At 45.4% G+C, this 14669-nt stretch carries 15 protein-coding genes and 1 riboswitch; all 15 genes read left to right on the top strand.

Annotated elements, in window-relative coordinates; translation table 11 throughout:
- The first annotated feature begins 44 nt into the window (after positions 1-44).
- The 15 genes from A8806_RS08355 to A8806_RS08285 all read left to right on the top strand — a co-directional run bounded on the left by A8806_RS08355 (position 45) and on the right by A8806_RS08285 (position 14623).
- Positions 45-932: a carbohydrate ABC transporter permease gene (locus tag A8806_RS08355; protein ID WP_109730736.1), complete on the top strand. Its 888-nt coding sequence runs from the start codon at positions 45-47 to the stop codon at positions 930-932.
- A 14-nt stretch (positions 933-946) separates the two neighbouring features.
- Positions 947-1813, top strand: coding sequence for a carbohydrate ABC transporter permease (locus A8806_RS08350; RefSeq protein WP_109730735.1), 867 nt, complete (start codon positions 947-949; stop codon positions 1811-1813).
- Positions 1814-1847: 34 nt separating this feature from the next.
- Positions 1848-2603, top strand: a complete 756-nt coding sequence (locus tag A8806_RS08345; protein ID WP_109730734.1) for a response regulator transcription factor — start codon at positions 1848-1850, stop codon at positions 2601-2603.
- Between the two features lie 235 nt (positions 2604-2838).
- Positions 2839-2950: riboswitch (glycine riboswitch) on the top strand.
- Between the two features lie 139 nt (positions 2951-3089).
- The gene (locus A8806_RS08340) at positions 3090-3476 is read left to right on the top strand and encodes a GrdX family protein (RefSeq protein WP_109730847.1); all 387 of its coding nucleotides are present in this window, start codon (positions 3090-3092) and stop codon (positions 3474-3476) included.
- Between the two features lie 154 nt (positions 3477-3630).
- Complete coding sequence (locus A8806_RS08335; protein WP_207657856.1) at positions 3631-4911, top strand: glycine/sarcosine/betaine reductase component B subunit; 1281 nt, start codon at positions 3631-3633, stop codon at positions 4909-4911.
- A 15-nt stretch (positions 4912-4926) separates the two neighbouring features.
- The gene (gene grdB, locus A8806_RS08330; protein ID WP_109730733.1) at positions 4927-6237 is read left to right on the top strand and encodes a glycine reductase complex selenoprotein B; all 1311 of its coding nucleotides are present in this window, start codon (positions 4927-4929) and stop codon (positions 6235-6237) included.
- Between the two features lie 86 nt (positions 6238-6323).
- Entirely contained in the window at positions 6324-7268 is a 945-nt protein-coding gene (trxB, locus tag A8806_RS08325; RefSeq protein WP_109730732.1) for a thioredoxin-disulfide reductase, read from the top strand.
- Between the two features lie 50 nt (positions 7269-7318).
- Positions 7319-7636 (top strand): thioredoxin TrxA, encoded by a 318-nt coding sequence (gene trxA, locus A8806_RS08320; RefSeq protein WP_109730731.1) that lies wholly within the window; start codon positions 7319-7321, stop codon positions 7634-7636.
- Between the two features lie 69 nt (positions 7637-7705).
- On the top strand, positions 7706-8176 hold the full coding sequence (grdA, locus tag A8806_RS08315; protein ID WP_109730730.1) for a glycine/sarcosine/betaine reductase complex selenoprotein A: 471 nt from the start codon (positions 7706-7708) through the stop codon (positions 8174-8176).
- A 161-nt stretch (positions 8177-8337) separates the two neighbouring features.
- The gene (gene grdC, locus A8806_RS08310; RefSeq protein WP_109730729.1) at positions 8338-9879 is read left to right on the top strand and encodes a glycine/sarcosine/betaine reductase complex component C subunit beta; all 1542 of its coding nucleotides are present in this window, start codon (positions 8338-8340) and stop codon (positions 9877-9879) included.
- 14 nt (positions 9880-9893) lie between these two features.
- Entirely contained in the window at positions 9894-11072 is a 1179-nt protein-coding gene (gene grdD, locus A8806_RS08305; RefSeq protein ID WP_109730728.1) for a glycine/sarcosine/betaine reductase complex component C subunit alpha, read from the top strand.
- 251 nt (positions 11073-11323) lie between these two features.
- A complete protein-coding gene (locus A8806_RS08300; RefSeq protein ID WP_109730727.1) occupies positions 11324-12190 on the top strand; it encodes a pyridoxamine kinase in 867 nt (288 codons plus the stop codon).
- An 18-nt stretch (positions 12191-12208) separates the two neighbouring features.
- Positions 12209-12730: a TIGR04002 family protein gene (locus A8806_RS08295; RefSeq protein ID WP_109730726.1), complete on the top strand. Its 522-nt coding sequence runs from the start codon at positions 12209-12211 to the stop codon at positions 12728-12730.
- A 29-nt stretch (positions 12731-12759) separates the two neighbouring features.
- Positions 12760-13356 carry a TIGR04100 family radical SAM protein gene (locus A8806_RS08290; RefSeq protein WP_109730725.1) on the top strand — a complete coding sequence of 199 codons (597 nt, stop codon included), beginning with the start codon at positions 12760-12762 and terminating at the stop codon, positions 13354-13356.
- A 229-nt stretch (positions 13357-13585) separates the two neighbouring features.
- Positions 13586-14623: an iron-containing alcohol dehydrogenase gene (locus tag A8806_RS08285; RefSeq protein ID WP_109730724.1), complete on the top strand. Its 1038-nt coding sequence runs from the start codon at positions 13586-13588 to the stop codon at positions 14621-14623.
- The last annotated feature ends 46 nt before the right edge of the window (positions 14624-14669 follow it).

Below are 14669 nucleotides of genomic sequence, written 5' to 3'. Positions count from 1 at the left end.
ACAGACACGCCTCCGGTTTTTAAAACTCAGTAGGAGGCAGAGTCATGGAATCTAATATATACAGAAACAAAAAACCGCTGTTTGTGTTCCTGATACCGGCATTCATATTCATGGTGATTTTTCTTTACTATCCATTTGTTAAAAATATTCTGAACAGTTTCCAGAATATTTCCAGCCTCGGTGCTGCAAGCAAGGGATGGAACGACCCCTGGTATACGAACTATGTAAAAATGTTCAACGACCCGAATATGCGGACCGCAATCTTAAACACAATTATCATGATGCTTGTAACAATTGTCGGCCAGGTCGGAATCGCAGTCGCACTTGCACTGATGGTTGATAACATCAAAAAGGGGGCAAAATTCTTCCGTACCGTATTTTTCTTCCCGATTGTTATCTCAGCTACCGCATTAGGTCTGATGTTTAACCTGATCTTCCTGTATGACAAGGGAATGGTCAACCAGCTTTTAGAATTCCTTGGAAAAGGAACCCTGACTGACTGGAAAGATACGGCACACGCGCTGGTTATCATGCTGCTTCCGGTTATGTGGCAGTATGTAGGTTTTTATTTTGTAATCCTTATTACCGGACTCAACAATATTCCGGAAGAATTATATGAATCCGCATCTATCGACGGTGCAACAAGATGGCAGAGGATCAGGTATATTACACTGCCGATGCTGAGAAACGTCATCTGCACATGCGTTGTCCTGGCAGTAACAGGAGCGCTGAAGGTATTTGACCTGCCGTGGGTTATGTTCCCGAAGGGCATGCCGCTAGGCAAAACATGGCTGACCGGTACCTATATGTACTATCAGGCATTTAATACGAAAAATGTAGACTACAGCTCTGCAATCGCAGTCGTGATCGTAGTGCTTGGAATTGTAACCTCTAAAATCGTCAACAAAGTGTTCAAAGAAGCAGATTACTAAGAAGGAGATAAGGCATGAAAACAAAAACAAAGAAACGTATGTCACCCGGCATGATAGTGATTTATGCAATTCTCATCTTCTGGGCCCTGACAACAATTTATCCGATATTCTGGATCATCATGAACTCATTTAAAGCAAAAAACGAGATTCTGGCAAATTCATTTTCCCTGCCGGTCGGTGATCTGTTTACAACATCTAACTATAAAACTGCCTTTGAACGTTTGAATATATTCAGTGCTTACCGGAACAGTATTATCATATCCTGTACCGTAGCGCTTGTCGTAGTGCTGCTGGCAGGGCTGGCATCCTTTGCCATCGTCCGCTACAGCTTCCGGTTAAAGAAATTTGTTTACTCACTGATCATAGCAGGCATGATGTTCCCTGTGTTCTCGACGATCATCCCGGTATTCAGAATGCTGAATTCGATACATATCGCCAACACAAACAATCTGTGGCTCTCCCTCTTATCCGTGGCACTGCCCCAGATCGCGGGGAACCTGTCATTTGCGATCGTGGTGCTGAGCGGTTATATCAAGTCTCTTCCAATTGAACTGGAAGAAGCCGCATACATGGAAGGGTGCAATGCCTACCAGATTTTCTTCAAGGTGGTGATGCCGCTGACAAAACCTTCTTTTGCGACAGTAGCGATTTTCTCATTCCTGTGGAGTTATAATGACCTGTTTACACAGATGTTCCTGCTGCGCCTGCCGGAACAGAGGGCCATCACCCGCCTTCTGAACGAGCTGACTGCTATGGAGGGAACCAACTACGGACTTATGGCGGCAGCGGTAGCATTAGTTGTCATTCCGGTCATAATTGTGTATATTATATTACAGAAGCATATTATCAAAGGTATGACTGCAGGAGCCATCAAAGGGTAGATCCGCAGGACGCCTTGTTTATGAGGGTGGGAAAATGTATAAAGTTGTAATTATCGATGATGAGCCGATTATAGTCGAAGGCTTGTCCCGTGTGATTAAGTGGGAAGAATACGGCTGCCGTCTGTCCGGGACTGCATATGACGGCATGGAGGGCGTGAAGGTGATCCGGGAACAGGAACCGGATATCATCTTCTCAGACATCGCCATGCCGGGCATGGACGGATTGAAGATGATCGCGGCAATCCGCGTGGAACAGCCCGATGCCATGATCGCCATACTCACAGGCTACCGGGACTTTGATTACGCGCAGACCGCCATCCGTCTAGGTGTATGCAGATTCCTTTTAAAACCATCCAACCTCACCGAACTGGAAGAGGCCGTTCAATTCATGGTAAGCGAACTGAAGAAGAAACAGCCGGAAGCGGCAGGGCATGAGGACACGGAAGAGGATTCCGAAGGAACTGCGGGAAGCTTTATCGTAAAGAATGCTATGGAATATATGCAGAATCATTATGCGGAAAAGGTTACCTTATCCGAGCTGGCTGACAAGATGTATGTGAGCCAGTGGCATCTCAGCAAACTCCTGAATAAGCATATGAAGAAGAGCTTCAGCGAACTCCTGAATGAGATCAGGGTAAAAGAGGCGAAACAGCTTCTGAAGGACCCTTCTTTAAGAGTCGGTGATGTGGCGGAGATGGTCGGATTTTTGGATATTGCACACTTTTCAAGAGTCTTTAAGAAGTATACAGAAATGTCTGCCAATGAGTATAGGAATAAAAAGCTTGGCTGATATCAGTTATTGAAAATGTCTATAAATAGTATAGAAATATTCTTTTATACAATCTGCATAAATGTATTGGATTTCTGGAACGGAAAAACGGGAACAAACAGGGAAACAGGTTGTGCAGAATAACTAATTTGATGAAATTTTTCCTGAGAGCTTGCAAATTTTTTAACAATTGGTTATTATAGAAACAGGCAATAGACTGGGTTCTAGTTGTCTATAAGTAAACTGCATAGTGGGATGATGTTTTTCAAGAGAGAGCCGGGCAGACCGGCCGCCGAAGAGGCAAGCCATGTATACGAGGGTGAACGTATACGGGTGAAACTTTCAGGCAAAAGGACTGGGAAACGTACCACATTCTGAATCTTGTGCTGAGCGCTTTTTAAAACAAAGGAATCAGGGCAAACAAACAGAAAGGAGGACGATTTATACACGGGCGTGTTTAAATTGTCTTTTTTTATCTTTGAAAAGCCAAAGGAGAAGAAGGGTAACATGAGCAAAGGCAACTACATAGTCATAACCAACAATCCACTTGTTTTTGAAAAGCTGAAAGACGGGCACGAAGTCATATACAGGGAGATTTCTTACGAAGAGATTCTAAAAGACGTCAGAGACAGAATCCACGATGGTCACCGGCTTTTAACACATCCGTTATCAGGAAGCGTAAAGCCGAATGAAACACCATACAAATCAATTCTAATTACAAAAGGAAAGGAGAAGATGGATGACTGGTCCGTACAGATCATTGAAAGTGCCATCCAGGCCTGCCGGAAGTTTGAATTTAAGTCAGACAAGTACGGCGCCGGGGTGTACAAAGACTTTCAGATGATTGACTGGACCCTGTTAGAAAGTGGATTGGCATCAGCCGACCTTTGGTAGGCCGGTGCACATGGCGGCGGCTGCAAAGAGAAGCACCAGCGCCAGTAAGTTCAAAAGAGGTTTTGAATCGCCTAGTTGTACGAAAACTATGAAAATGCTGATACTGTTCGCACCTGCGAATAGTAATCAAATAATTGAGAGGAGGGCATGACAAGTGAGATTAGAAATGGGACACATTTACATTAAGGATATCCAGTTCGGACCGGAGTCAAAGATTGAAGACGGAGTCCTTTATGTATCCGAGGAGGCTGTGAAGGCAGTTGCTCTGGAGGAGGAAAAGATTAAGAGTGTATCACTTGATATTGCGAGACCGGGAGAGTCAGTAAGAATCACACCGGTAAAGGATGTTATTGAACCGAGAGTAAAAGTTGAGGGAAGAGGAGGAATTTTCCCTGGCGTCATCTCTAAGACTGATACAGTCGGAGAAGGCAAGACTTATGCACTGAAAGGAATGGCTGTTGTAACAGCGGGCAAGATCGTTGGATTCCAGGAAGGTATCATTGATATGACAGGCCCCGGAGCAGAATATACACCATTCTCAAAGACACAGAACCTGGTTATGGTATGTGAACCGGAAGAGGGAATCGAACCTCATGATTATGAAAAAGCAGTGAGACTTGCAGGATTCAGGGTTGCAGTTTATATTGGGGAATTAGCTCGCGACCTGACACCTGATGAGACAAAAGTATATGAGACATGCACGATTAAAGAAGGTATTGAGAAGTATCCTGACCTTCCGAGAGTTGCATATGTACAGATGCTGCAGAGCCAGGGGCTTCTGCATGACACATATGTTTACGGCGTAGACGCAAAGAGAATCGTTCCTACAATCTTAAGCCCGACAGAGATCATGGACGGCGCGATTGTATCAGGAAACTGCGTATCTGCATGTGACAAGAACCCGACATATGTACACCTGAACAATCCGGTTGTACATGATTTATTCGAACAGCACGGAAAAACTCTGAACTTTGTATGCCAGATCATTACAAATGAGAACGTGTACTTAGCTGACAAGCTCCGTTCATCCGACTGGACAGCAAAGCTCTGCAAGATGCTTGATCTGGACGGCGTTATCGTTTCTCAGGAAGGATTCGGAAATCCGGATACAGACCTGATCCTGAACTGCAAGAAGATTGAGGCAGAAGGCGTTAAGACTGTTATCATCACAGATGAGTATGCAGGACGTGACGGTAAATCCCAGTCTCTCGCAGACGCAGACCCGGCAGCAGATGCTGTTATCACAGGCGGAAATGCAAACCAGGTGATCATTCTTCCTAAACTGGACAAGGTGATCGGTACTCTGGACTATGTAACTAAGATCGCAGGTGCAAGTGAAGAGACTCTTCGCGAGGATGGAAGCTTGGAAGTTGAGCTTCAGGTTATCACAGGCGCAACAAACGAAACTGGCTTTAACAAGCTGAGTGCAAGATAGCGGGGAGGAGAAGAAATGGCTAAAATTAAAGTTGTTCATTATATTAATCAATTCTTCGCACAGATTGGCGGAGAGGAAAAAGCTGATTATCCGGCAGAAATCCGTGTAGGAGAGGTTGTTGGACCGGGTATGGCACTGACAGCCAGCTTTAAAGATGATGCAGAGATTATCGCTACAATCGTGTGCGGTGACTCTTATTTCAATGAGAACCTGGAGAAGGCAAAAGCAGACATTCTGGCTATGGTAAAAGAGCAGGCTCCGGATGTATTTATCGCAGGACCGGCATTCAACGCAGGACGTTACGGCGTGGCATGTGCTACGATCTCTGCTGCAGTACAGGAAGAACTGGGAATCCCGGCACTTACAGGTATGTATGTTGAGAACCCTGGTGCAGATATGTTCAAGAACCAGGTATATATGATTGCTACGAAAAACAATGCGGCAGGTATGAGAGACGCTGTTTCTAAGATGGCACCTCTGGCATTGAAGCTTGCAAAAGGCGAGCCGATCGGTGCATCAGCAGAAGAAGGCTACATGCCTAATGGCATCCGTGTAAACTTCTTTGAAAAAGAAAGAGGTTCACAGAGGGCAGTAAAGATGCTGCTTAAGAAACTGAATGACAAACCGTTCGTAACAGAGTATCCGATGCCAGACTTCGACAGAGTTGACCCGAATCCGGCAGTAAAGGATTTAGCTCATGCAAAGATCGCCCTTGTAACATCAGGCGGTATTGTTCCGAAAGGAAATCCGGACCATATCGAAAGCTCCAGTGCATCACACTACGGAGAGTACGATATCACAGGTGTATATGACCTGACAGAAGAGACATACGAGACAGCACACGGCGGATACGATCCGGTATACGCAAACAAAGATTCAGACAGGGTACTGCCTGTAGATGTGCTTCGTGACCTTGAAAAAGAAGGCGTTATCGGGGAACTGCATAACAAATTCTATACAACAACGGGGAATGGTACGTCCGTTGCCAACTCAAAAGCATTTGCTGCTGAATTTTCACAGAAACTGCTTGCGGCAGGCGTAGACGCAGTCATCCTCACCTCCACCTGAGGCACCTGTACTCGTTGCGGTGCAACGATGGTGAAAGAAGTGGAAAGAGCGGGAATCCCTGTAGTACATATCTGTACTGTAACACCGATTTCTATGACAGTAGGGGCGAACAGAATCGTTCCGGCTATCGCGATACCACATCCTCTTGGAAACCCGGCATTAAGCCACGAAGAGGAAAAAGAACTCCGCCGCAGGATTGTTGTAAAAGCACTGAATGCTTTAACAACAGAAGTAGACGGACAGAAGATTTTCGAGTAAAATAAAAAGGGGGATACCTTCCTGATAATAGTAATCAGGAAAGTATCTCCTGCAATTGAATTCGCGAAGGAGAGGAAACTTTCGTTATGAGCAAAATATATGACGTTATTATTCTGGGAGCAGGCCCGGCAGGACTTGCAGCAGGATTATATGCAGGCAGGAGCCGTCTGTCCACACTGATTATCGAAAAAGGACAGGACGGGGGACAGATCGCGATCACAGATGAGATCGAGAACTATCCGGGACAGATCGTAGATGGGGAGTCAGGCCCGTCACTGATCGAGAGAATGACACAGCAGGCTGAAAAGTTTGGCGCAGAGCGCGTATCTGATACAATCAAAGAGGTTGAACTGGAAGGCGAAGTAAAGATCTTAAAGAGTGAGAAAGCAGAATATCAGGCTAAGAATGTAATCATCGCAACAGGAGCCCACGCAAGACCGATCGGCTGTAAAGGTGAGAGGGAGTTTATGGGCAAGGGTGTGTCTTACTGTGCAACATGCGATGCTAATTTCTTTGAAGATTTTGAAGTATATGTAGTAGGCGGCGGCGACTCCGCAGTTGAGGAGGCTATGTACCTCACAAAGTTTGCCAGAAAAGTAACCATTATCCACAGACGTAATGAACTGCGTGCAGCAAAATCCATTCAGGAAAAGGCATTTGCTAATCCGAAGATCGAATTCTTCTGGGATTCTGTAGTGGAAGAGCTTTTCGGTGACGATATTCTTCAGTCTATGACAGTGAAGAATGTAAAGACAGGAGAGATCAGAACAGTAGAGGCTGATCCGGATGATGGAATGTTCGGCCTGTTCGGGTTCATTGGAACAGTTCCCAACTCTGACGTGTTCAAGGGAATCATTGACATGGACGAGAGAGGATACATCAAAACAGACGCTGATATGCATACTAATATCCCGGGTGTTTATGCGGCAGGAGATGTCCGCATCAAGAGCCTGAGACAGGTTGTAACAGCGGCTGCTGACGGCGCAATCGCAGCCGTTCAGGTGGAAAGAAGTATGTCAGATTATTTCTAGGACATACAGTAACCAAAGGAAGTACTTTACAAGAATGGAGGGTTTGACCAATGGTAGATTTGGATAAGACTAATTTTGAGGAAGAAGTTTTAAAAGCAGAAGGATATGTATTCGTAGATTTCTACGGAGACGGCTGTGTGCCATGCCAGGCACTGATGCCGAAGGTACATGAATTTGCAGAGACATATGGCGATAAGATGAAATTTACATCTTTGAATACAACAAAAGCACGTCGTCTTGCGATTGCACAGAAAGTTCTTGGACTTCCTGTTATGGCAATTTACAAAGGCGGAGAGAAGATCGACGAAGTAGTGAAAGATGATGCTACTCCTGAGAGCATTGAAGCAATGATTAAGAAATACATCTAATTAGATGTTTTCTAGATCATAGATTACAAGATGAGTGATATAACTTACAAGAAAGGAGATCGAATAATTATGGCTATCTTAGAAGGTAAAAAAGCAATAATTATCGGAGACCGTGATGGAATTCCGGGACCGGCTATCGCAGAATGTGTAAAAACTGCCGGCGCTGAAATTGTATTTTCATCCACGGAATGTTTCGTCTGAACGAGCGCAGGCGCAATGGACTTAGAGAATCAGAAGAGGGTAAAAGAATTTGCTGACGAATACGGTGCAGAGAACTTAGTAGTAGTTCTCGGTGCTGCAGAAGGCGAAGCTGCAGGTCTTGCAGCTGAGACTGTAACAGCAGGTGATCCTACTTTTGCAGGTCCATTGACAGGAGTCCAGCTTGGACTTCAGGTATATCACGTATGTGAACCAGAGATGAAAGAAGAATTTGATGAAGCCGTTTATGATGAACAGATCAGTATGATGGAAATGGTACTCGATGTTGATGATATTATCAATGAAATGACCGACATCAGAGAGCAGTACTGCAAGTTCTAATAAAACTTATAGACTGTTAGTTCTACTTCACAAGTTAAGAGGGGCAGGCCTTAAGTGTACCCGATAAGGGCCTGCCCTCTTTTTTTTCCTGTTAATACAGTTCCTTACCGGAATTTATATCACGAATCAAACTATATGAGCTTAAGAAAGGCGGAAAACCAATGAACAGTGTAATTAAAGGAGCAAGCTATGTATTAGTACATACTCCTGATATGGTTTTATATAATGGTACAACACAGACAACAGAGAAGATTGTTAACCCGGAATCAGAGTATTTAAAAGAAGTGCCAAACCACCTGCGTTCCTATGAGGAAGCAGTTTCCTACTGGCCGAACCAGACTTATATCGGAAATGTACATCCTGATGAGCTTACAGGGGTAGAATTTCCGTGGTATGACAAGAAGAAAGAAGATGCCGGCCGTTACGGAAAATTCGGCGAGATCATGCCGGAGGAAGAATTCTTATTCCTTGTACAGGCATGTGACATGTTCGAGGTTGTAAAACTGGAAAAAGGTTTTGTTGCAGAATACAAAGAAGCATTTGCGAAAAACCCGATCATTTCAGAAGATATCGTAGAAAAAATCACGGAAGGCGCTGAACTCTCTGAGATCGAAGAATTCGTAAACAATGATCACGCAGAGGGCCTGTACTTCCAGAATAAACTGGTTGGATGTGTAAAACCGGCACATGATATTGATGTGAATTTATCTTCACATGTTATGCATGAAAACCTGATGAGCAAGGCATCCAGCGTTCTTGCCCTGCTTTATGCAGTACGCAATGCAGGAATTGAGAAGTCTGATGTTGAATATGTTATCGACTGTGCAGAGGAAGCATGCGGCGATATGAACCAGAGAGGCGGCGGAAACTTTGCAAAGGCAGCAGCCGAAGTGGCAGGACTTGTCAGCGCATCCGGATCAGACGTAAGAGGATTCTGTGCGGCACCTGTACACGCAGTAATTGAAGCGGCAGCACTGGTTAAATCAGGTGCGTACAAGACGGTTGTTGTAACAGCAGGCGGATGTACCGCGAAACTGGGAATGAACGGAAAGGACCACATCAAGAAAGGCCTTCCAATCTTAGAAGACTGCCTCGGCGGATTTGCTGTTGTTATTTCTGAAAATGACGGAGTCAGCGCTGAGATCGACCTGAATCTTCTGGGACGCCACAGTGTAGGAACCGGTTCTGCACCGCAGGCAGTTATCGGAAGCCTTGTAACAGAATCACTTGACAGAGTGGGCATGAAGATTACAGATATTGACAAATTTGCACCGGAGCTCCAGAACCCGGACATCACAAAACCGGCAGGTGCAGGAGATGTTCCGCTTGCCAATTACAAGATGATTGGTGCGCTTGCTGTAAAACGCGGCGAGCTCGACAGAAAAGCACTGGCTGATTTCACAGCTTCACACGGACTTACCGGATGGGCTCCTACACAGGGACATATTCCTTCAGGTGTGCCTTATATCGGATTCGCAAGTGAAGACATCAAAGAAGGCCGGATCAATAATGCAATGATCATCGGTAAGGGAAGTCTGTTCCTTGGAAGAATGACAAACTTATTCGATGGTGTATCCTTTGTAATGCACGGAAATACAGCAGCACAGGAGAGTGCAGCAGACGCAGGTGTTTCAGAGGATGAAGTAAAGAAGATGATCGCAAACGCAATGAAGGATTTTGCAGCTTCTTTACTGGCAGAGTAAGGGAGGCAGTGACTATGGCAGATAATATTCAGAAAATGATCGCCGATACCTTCCTTCAGATGGCGGAGGGCCTGGAGACAGGAAGCTTCGGTAAAAGACCGAAAATTGCACTGACAGGCATGGGCAGCGAACATGGTGAAGCAAACGCAATGGAAGCAGCAATTGCCGCTGCAAAAGACGGAATAGATGTATATTACATTGGAACTTTAGAGTCAGAAGAGAATGGAAATTCTTCAGGCAATGTTATCACTGTAAAGGTTGAAGATGAAGAAGCGGCCCACAAGAAGATGGAAGAACTTCTGAAAGAAAAGAAAGTAGACGGAGCAGTTACCATGCATTACCCGTTCCCGATCGGCGTATCTACAGTAGGACGCGCTGTGACACCGGGCAGGGGCAGAGAGATGTATGTGGCAACAACAACGGGTACATCCAGTGCTGACCGTATTGAAGGCATGATCAAAAATGCAATTTACGGAATCATTGCAGCAAAAGCATGCGGAAATGCAGAACCTACAGTCGGAATTCTGAATGTGGACGGAGCGCGCCAGACAGAGATCGCTCTGAAGCAGTTAAAAGATAACGGCTATCACATCAATTTTGCTGAGTCAGCAAGAGCTGACGGAGGATGTGTCATGAGAGGAAACGATGTCCTCCAGGGGACACCGGACATCATGGTATGTGATTCCTTATCCGGAAATATCCTGATCAAAATGCTGTCCTCCTTCACAACAGGCGGCAGCTATGAAGCATCAGGATACGGATATGGCCCGGGAATAGGCGAAGGATATGACCAGCTTGTCATGATCATTTCACGTGCATCAGGGGCGCCTCTCATTGCAGGAGCGATCCGTTATGCGGCACAGCTTGTAAAAGGCAGAATTTTCAAAGTGGCAGCAGCAGAATTTGCAGCAGCAAATAAAGCAGGACTTGCAGATATACTTGCAGCCAGAAAAGCTTCTGACAAATCCGCAGTGGCACAGGAAGTTGTAACAGCGCCGGCAAAAGAAGTAGTTACTGCACAGATCGCGGGAATCGAGATCATGGATCTGGAAGACGGCGTTCAGGCACTCTGGAAGATCGGAGTGTATGCAGAAAGCGGAATGGGCTGTACAGGACCGATTATCCTTGTAGCCGATGCAAACCTTGCGAAGGCAAAGGAAGAGCTGAAAAAGGGCGGATATATCGCAGATTAAAGCGGTTCGTGTAAGGCGGCCGGTCTTCCGGTCCGCGTATGGACAATCGTGGAGGAATAGGACAATGTAATAGGGGTGCTGCAAAATGATGAGTAATCACATTTTGCAGCACTCCTTTTTGTTTCATTGAAAAAAACTGGCTTGCTTAAATATGGTATAACTGGACGTTTTGAGTAAACCACTTCTGTGATATGATGTCATGCAAGTAGAAGAATTCCATCATTACCATAGAAAAGAAATGAGGCTGTATTATGACTAAAAAAATTGCTGTCATCAATGATTTATCAGGATTTGGAAGATGCTCCCTCACCGCTGCCATTTCGGTGATCGCGGCAATGGGGGTCCAGCCGTGTCCCCTGCCTACTGCGGTCTTAAGCGCACAGACAGGGTACCCGAGTTATTTCTGCGATGATTACACAGATAAAATGGAAAACTTCCGGCAGGAATGGGAGAAGATGGATGCTCAGTTTGACGGAATTTATACCGGATTTGTGGCAAGTGAGCACCAGATTGAGAATATATTTACATTTTTAAAGACATTTCAAAGGAAGAATACGTTTCTTTTAGTTGATCCGGTCATGGGGGATAATGGCAATGTATATGCCATGTTTACAGACCGGCTTTTAAGCCTTATGAAGGAACTTGTCTGGAAAGCGGATGCGATTACCCCTAACCTGACAGAGCTCTGCCTGCTGACGGATACGGACTACAGGATGATCCAGAATATGACGGATGAGCGGAATCTTTTGACTATCGTGGAACAGATGGCGAGGAACGTGATTAAAAAGGGACCGGATACCGTTGTGGTGACCGGAATCCATTTTCTGGATGGGGAAGACGGTGTGGAGAAGATGGGAAACCTTGCAGTATCCGGTAAACAGGTGAGTCTCTCTGCATTTCCATATGTAGGGGGGAGCTATTCCGGAACGGGTGACCTTTTCGCATCTGTCATAGCGGCGGGAATTGCGCGTGGTGATAAGATAACAGAAAGTATCCGGCTGGCCGGAGGTTTTATTGAGCGGGCGATTGTGGATTCTGTGAAGGAAAATATCCCGCGCAACGACGGGGTGAATTATGAACAGTTCCTCGGTATGCTGATGAAGAATACCAACCAGTAGAAAAGGAGGCCTAAGAGCATGAAAAGCAACACATCAAAAGTTACTATGACAGGTCTGTTTGCGGCTATGATTACGGTGATGACAGCCTATATCTGCCATATCCCTTACGGTGCAAACGGAGGGTATATTCATTTCGGGGATGCACTGATTTATATGGCGGCAGTTTTTCTCCCGAGGCCATACGCGCTCACGGCGGCTGCAATCGGAGGCGGAATGGCGGATATCCTGACGGCGCCGATGTGGGCTCCGGCGACGATTATCATCAAGATGTTGATTACACTGCCTTTTACGAGTAAAGAAGGCAGAATCCTTGCGCAGAGAAACATTGCGGCACCTTTCCTTGCGGCAGTTATCTCCGCCTCCGGGTATTATCTTGCAGAAGGAATTCTGTTTGGCTCCTTTATAGCGCCGCTGGCATCGTTTGCCGGAAGTGCGGTGCAGTCCGGCGGGAGCGCAGTCATTTTCCTTGTGCTGGCAGCAGCAATGGATAAGGCGCATGTGAAGAATAAAACCCAGAAAATACTGCATATGTGTGAATAACAGGCAGGGAAAAAAGAGAGGAAATTAATATGGCAGATATACTGTATACTTATAAAAATCAGGTTTACGCAAATATCACGAATCTCTGTGACTGCAGATGCCGGTTCTGCATCCGCAGCCATGAGGACGGTGTCGGTGATGCAGAGACATTGTGGCATAAGGCTGATCCGACGCTGGTGGAGATTATTGCGGCGATGGATGCATTTGATTTCACAGGGTATACGGAACTCGTATACTGCGGCTATGGAGAGCCGACCTGTGCACTGGACAATATGATTGCTTCTGCGAAGTATGCGAAGGAAAAATACGGGGTTGCGATAAGGGTCAACACGAATGGACTTGGAAATCTCTATCATGAGAGGGACATTGTTCCTGTTCTTGCAGAGGTGGTGGATTCGGTATCCATCAGTCTGAATGCACCGACAAAGGAGGCGTATATGGATGTGACACGGCCGAAATTTGAGAATGCATTCGAAGCAATGCTGGATTTTGCCGTGGAATGCAAAGGGGTGATCCCACATGTAAGGATGACCATTGTAGATGTATTGCCGGAAGAGGATATTCAGGCAAGCCGGGAATTGGCAGAATCACTGGGAGTAGAGTTGAAGATCAGGAAGTTTGCCTGATGGAAGAACATAGGGATGACATTTGGAAATGTCCTGCTTAGACTGCAGGGCATTTTTTTGTTAAAAGTGCATAAAAATCTTCCTTGTTATTTGTGAATTTGTAAGAATTGACATATCGGGAATATACGCGTATTATAATGTTAAATAATATTTATAAACACTATTTAGAAATAAAGTTTATGAATAGGAAAACAACAACGAGATAATAGAAAAGAAGGAGAAATGTATTATGGCAAAGAAATTATTTACAACAATTTACGGTCGCAATCTGGTAGGAGAATTGAAGAACATTGTACAGAGGCCATATCTGGTAGTTACGATGGAAGATTTATGGGATACCTTTAAAGACGAATTCGACGATGACTGCATCGTGCACTTTGTAAAAACTCTCGAATATGACGAGATTATGGAAAATGTTGAAAAACTTCCAAAGTTTGAATCTGTCATAGGCCTTGGTGGCGGACAGGCTGTAGATTATGCTAAAATGGTAGCATGGAAGAGTCATATGCCTCTGTATCAGGTTCCAACCTCGATTGCAACTAATGCAGTATTCGGACACCGCGCGGGAGTTCGTTTCAACAGCGTTGTAAAGTATGTAGGTTATGTAGAGCCGGTTGCAGTTTATGTGGACTATGATGTTATCCAGAACGGACCGAAAGCGCTCAATAGAAGCGGTGTCTGCGATGTACTGTGCTATAACAACTCACTGTTCGACTGGAAATATGCCGCAGACCAGGGAAAATGCGAAGAAAAGTGGCCATATGACGAAGAAATGGCTGCAGAAGTCAGAGAAGTATTCCAGTCAGTCGTAGACGGGCTTGATGATATCTATGCGCTAAATGAAAAAGGAATCCGCATCCTGACAGAAGGTTTAAGATGGGGCGGCGGGGCGTTCCACAACAACGGCTGGAACCCAAGGCCGATCGAGGGAAGCGACCACTTCCTATTCTATACATTAGAGTACATGACAAAGAAGAAATTCATCCACGGACAGCCGGTATGCCTGGGAATCTTCGTCGGATCTGCAATGGGTGGCAACGATCCTGACGGAATCCTTGATATCATCCACAGGGCGGGCGTCGAGATCAGGCCTGAAGGAATGGGGCTTACATGGGACGATGTATTTGCTGCAATCAAGTATGAAAAAGAATTCCTCGAAAACAACGGTTACTGGTATACAGTTGTGAATGACTTTGAGGTAACAGACGAATTCTGCCAGATGATCAAAGATAAAGTGACTGTCAAATACGGAGCGTGGGAGAACTAACGCCCGACAGGGCCGGACCCAAGTAGTATAAGCAGGACAGGGAGGA

The sequence above is a fragment of the Faecalicatena orotica genome (genome assembly GCF_003149245.1).
Lineage (GTDB): Bacteria > Bacillota > Clostridia > Lachnospirales > Lachnospiraceae > Faecalicatena_A > Faecalicatena_A orotica.
This window is presented reverse-complemented; position numbering and strand designations above follow the sequence as displayed.

What these genes read in the sequence shown, in the direction of transcription:
- A8806_RS08350 (WP_109730735.1), top strand. Translation starts at nt 947, where the DNA reads ATGAAAACAAAAACAAAGAAACGTATGTCACCCGGCATGATAGTGATT.
- A8806_RS08285 (WP_109730724.1), top strand. Translation starts at nt 13,586, where the DNA reads ATGGCAAAGAAATTATTTACAACAATTTACGGTCGCAATCTGGTAGGA.
- A8806_RS08340 (WP_109730847.1), top strand. Translation starts at nt 3,090, where the DNA reads ATGAGCAAAGGCAACTACATAGTCATAACCAACAATCCACTTGTTTTT.
- A8806_RS08345 (WP_109730734.1), top strand. Translation starts at nt 1,848, where the DNA reads ATGTATAAAGTTGTAATTATCGATGATGAGCCGATTATAGTCGAAGGC.
- A8806_RS08355 (WP_109730736.1), top strand. Translation starts at nt 45, where the DNA reads ATGGAATCTAATATATACAGAAACAAAAAACCGCTGTTTGTGTTCCTG.
- A8806_RS08290 (WP_109730725.1), top strand. Translation starts at nt 12,760, where the DNA reads ATGGCAGATATACTGTATACTTATAAAAATCAGGTTTACGCAAATATC.
- grdC (WP_109730729.1), top strand. Translation starts at nt 8,338, where the DNA reads ATGAACAGTGTAATTAAAGGAGCAAGCTATGTATTAGTACATACTCCT.
- trxB (WP_109730732.1), top strand. Translation starts at nt 6,324, where the DNA reads ATGAGCAAAATATATGACGTTATTATTCTGGGAGCAGGCCCGGCAGGA.
- A8806_RS08300 (WP_109730727.1), top strand. Translation starts at nt 11,324, where the DNA reads ATGACTAAAAAAATTGCTGTCATCAATGATTTATCAGGATTTGGAAGA.
- grdD (WP_109730728.1), top strand. Translation starts at nt 9,894, where the DNA reads ATGGCAGATAATATTCAGAAAATGATCGCCGATACCTTCCTTCAGATG.
- trxA (WP_109730731.1), top strand. Translation starts at nt 7,319, where the DNA reads ATGGTAGATTTGGATAAGACTAATTTTGAGGAAGAAGTTTTAAAAGCA.
- A8806_RS08295 (WP_109730726.1), top strand. Translation starts at nt 12,209, where the DNA reads ATGAAAAGCAACACATCAAAAGTTACTATGACAGGTCTGTTTGCGGCT.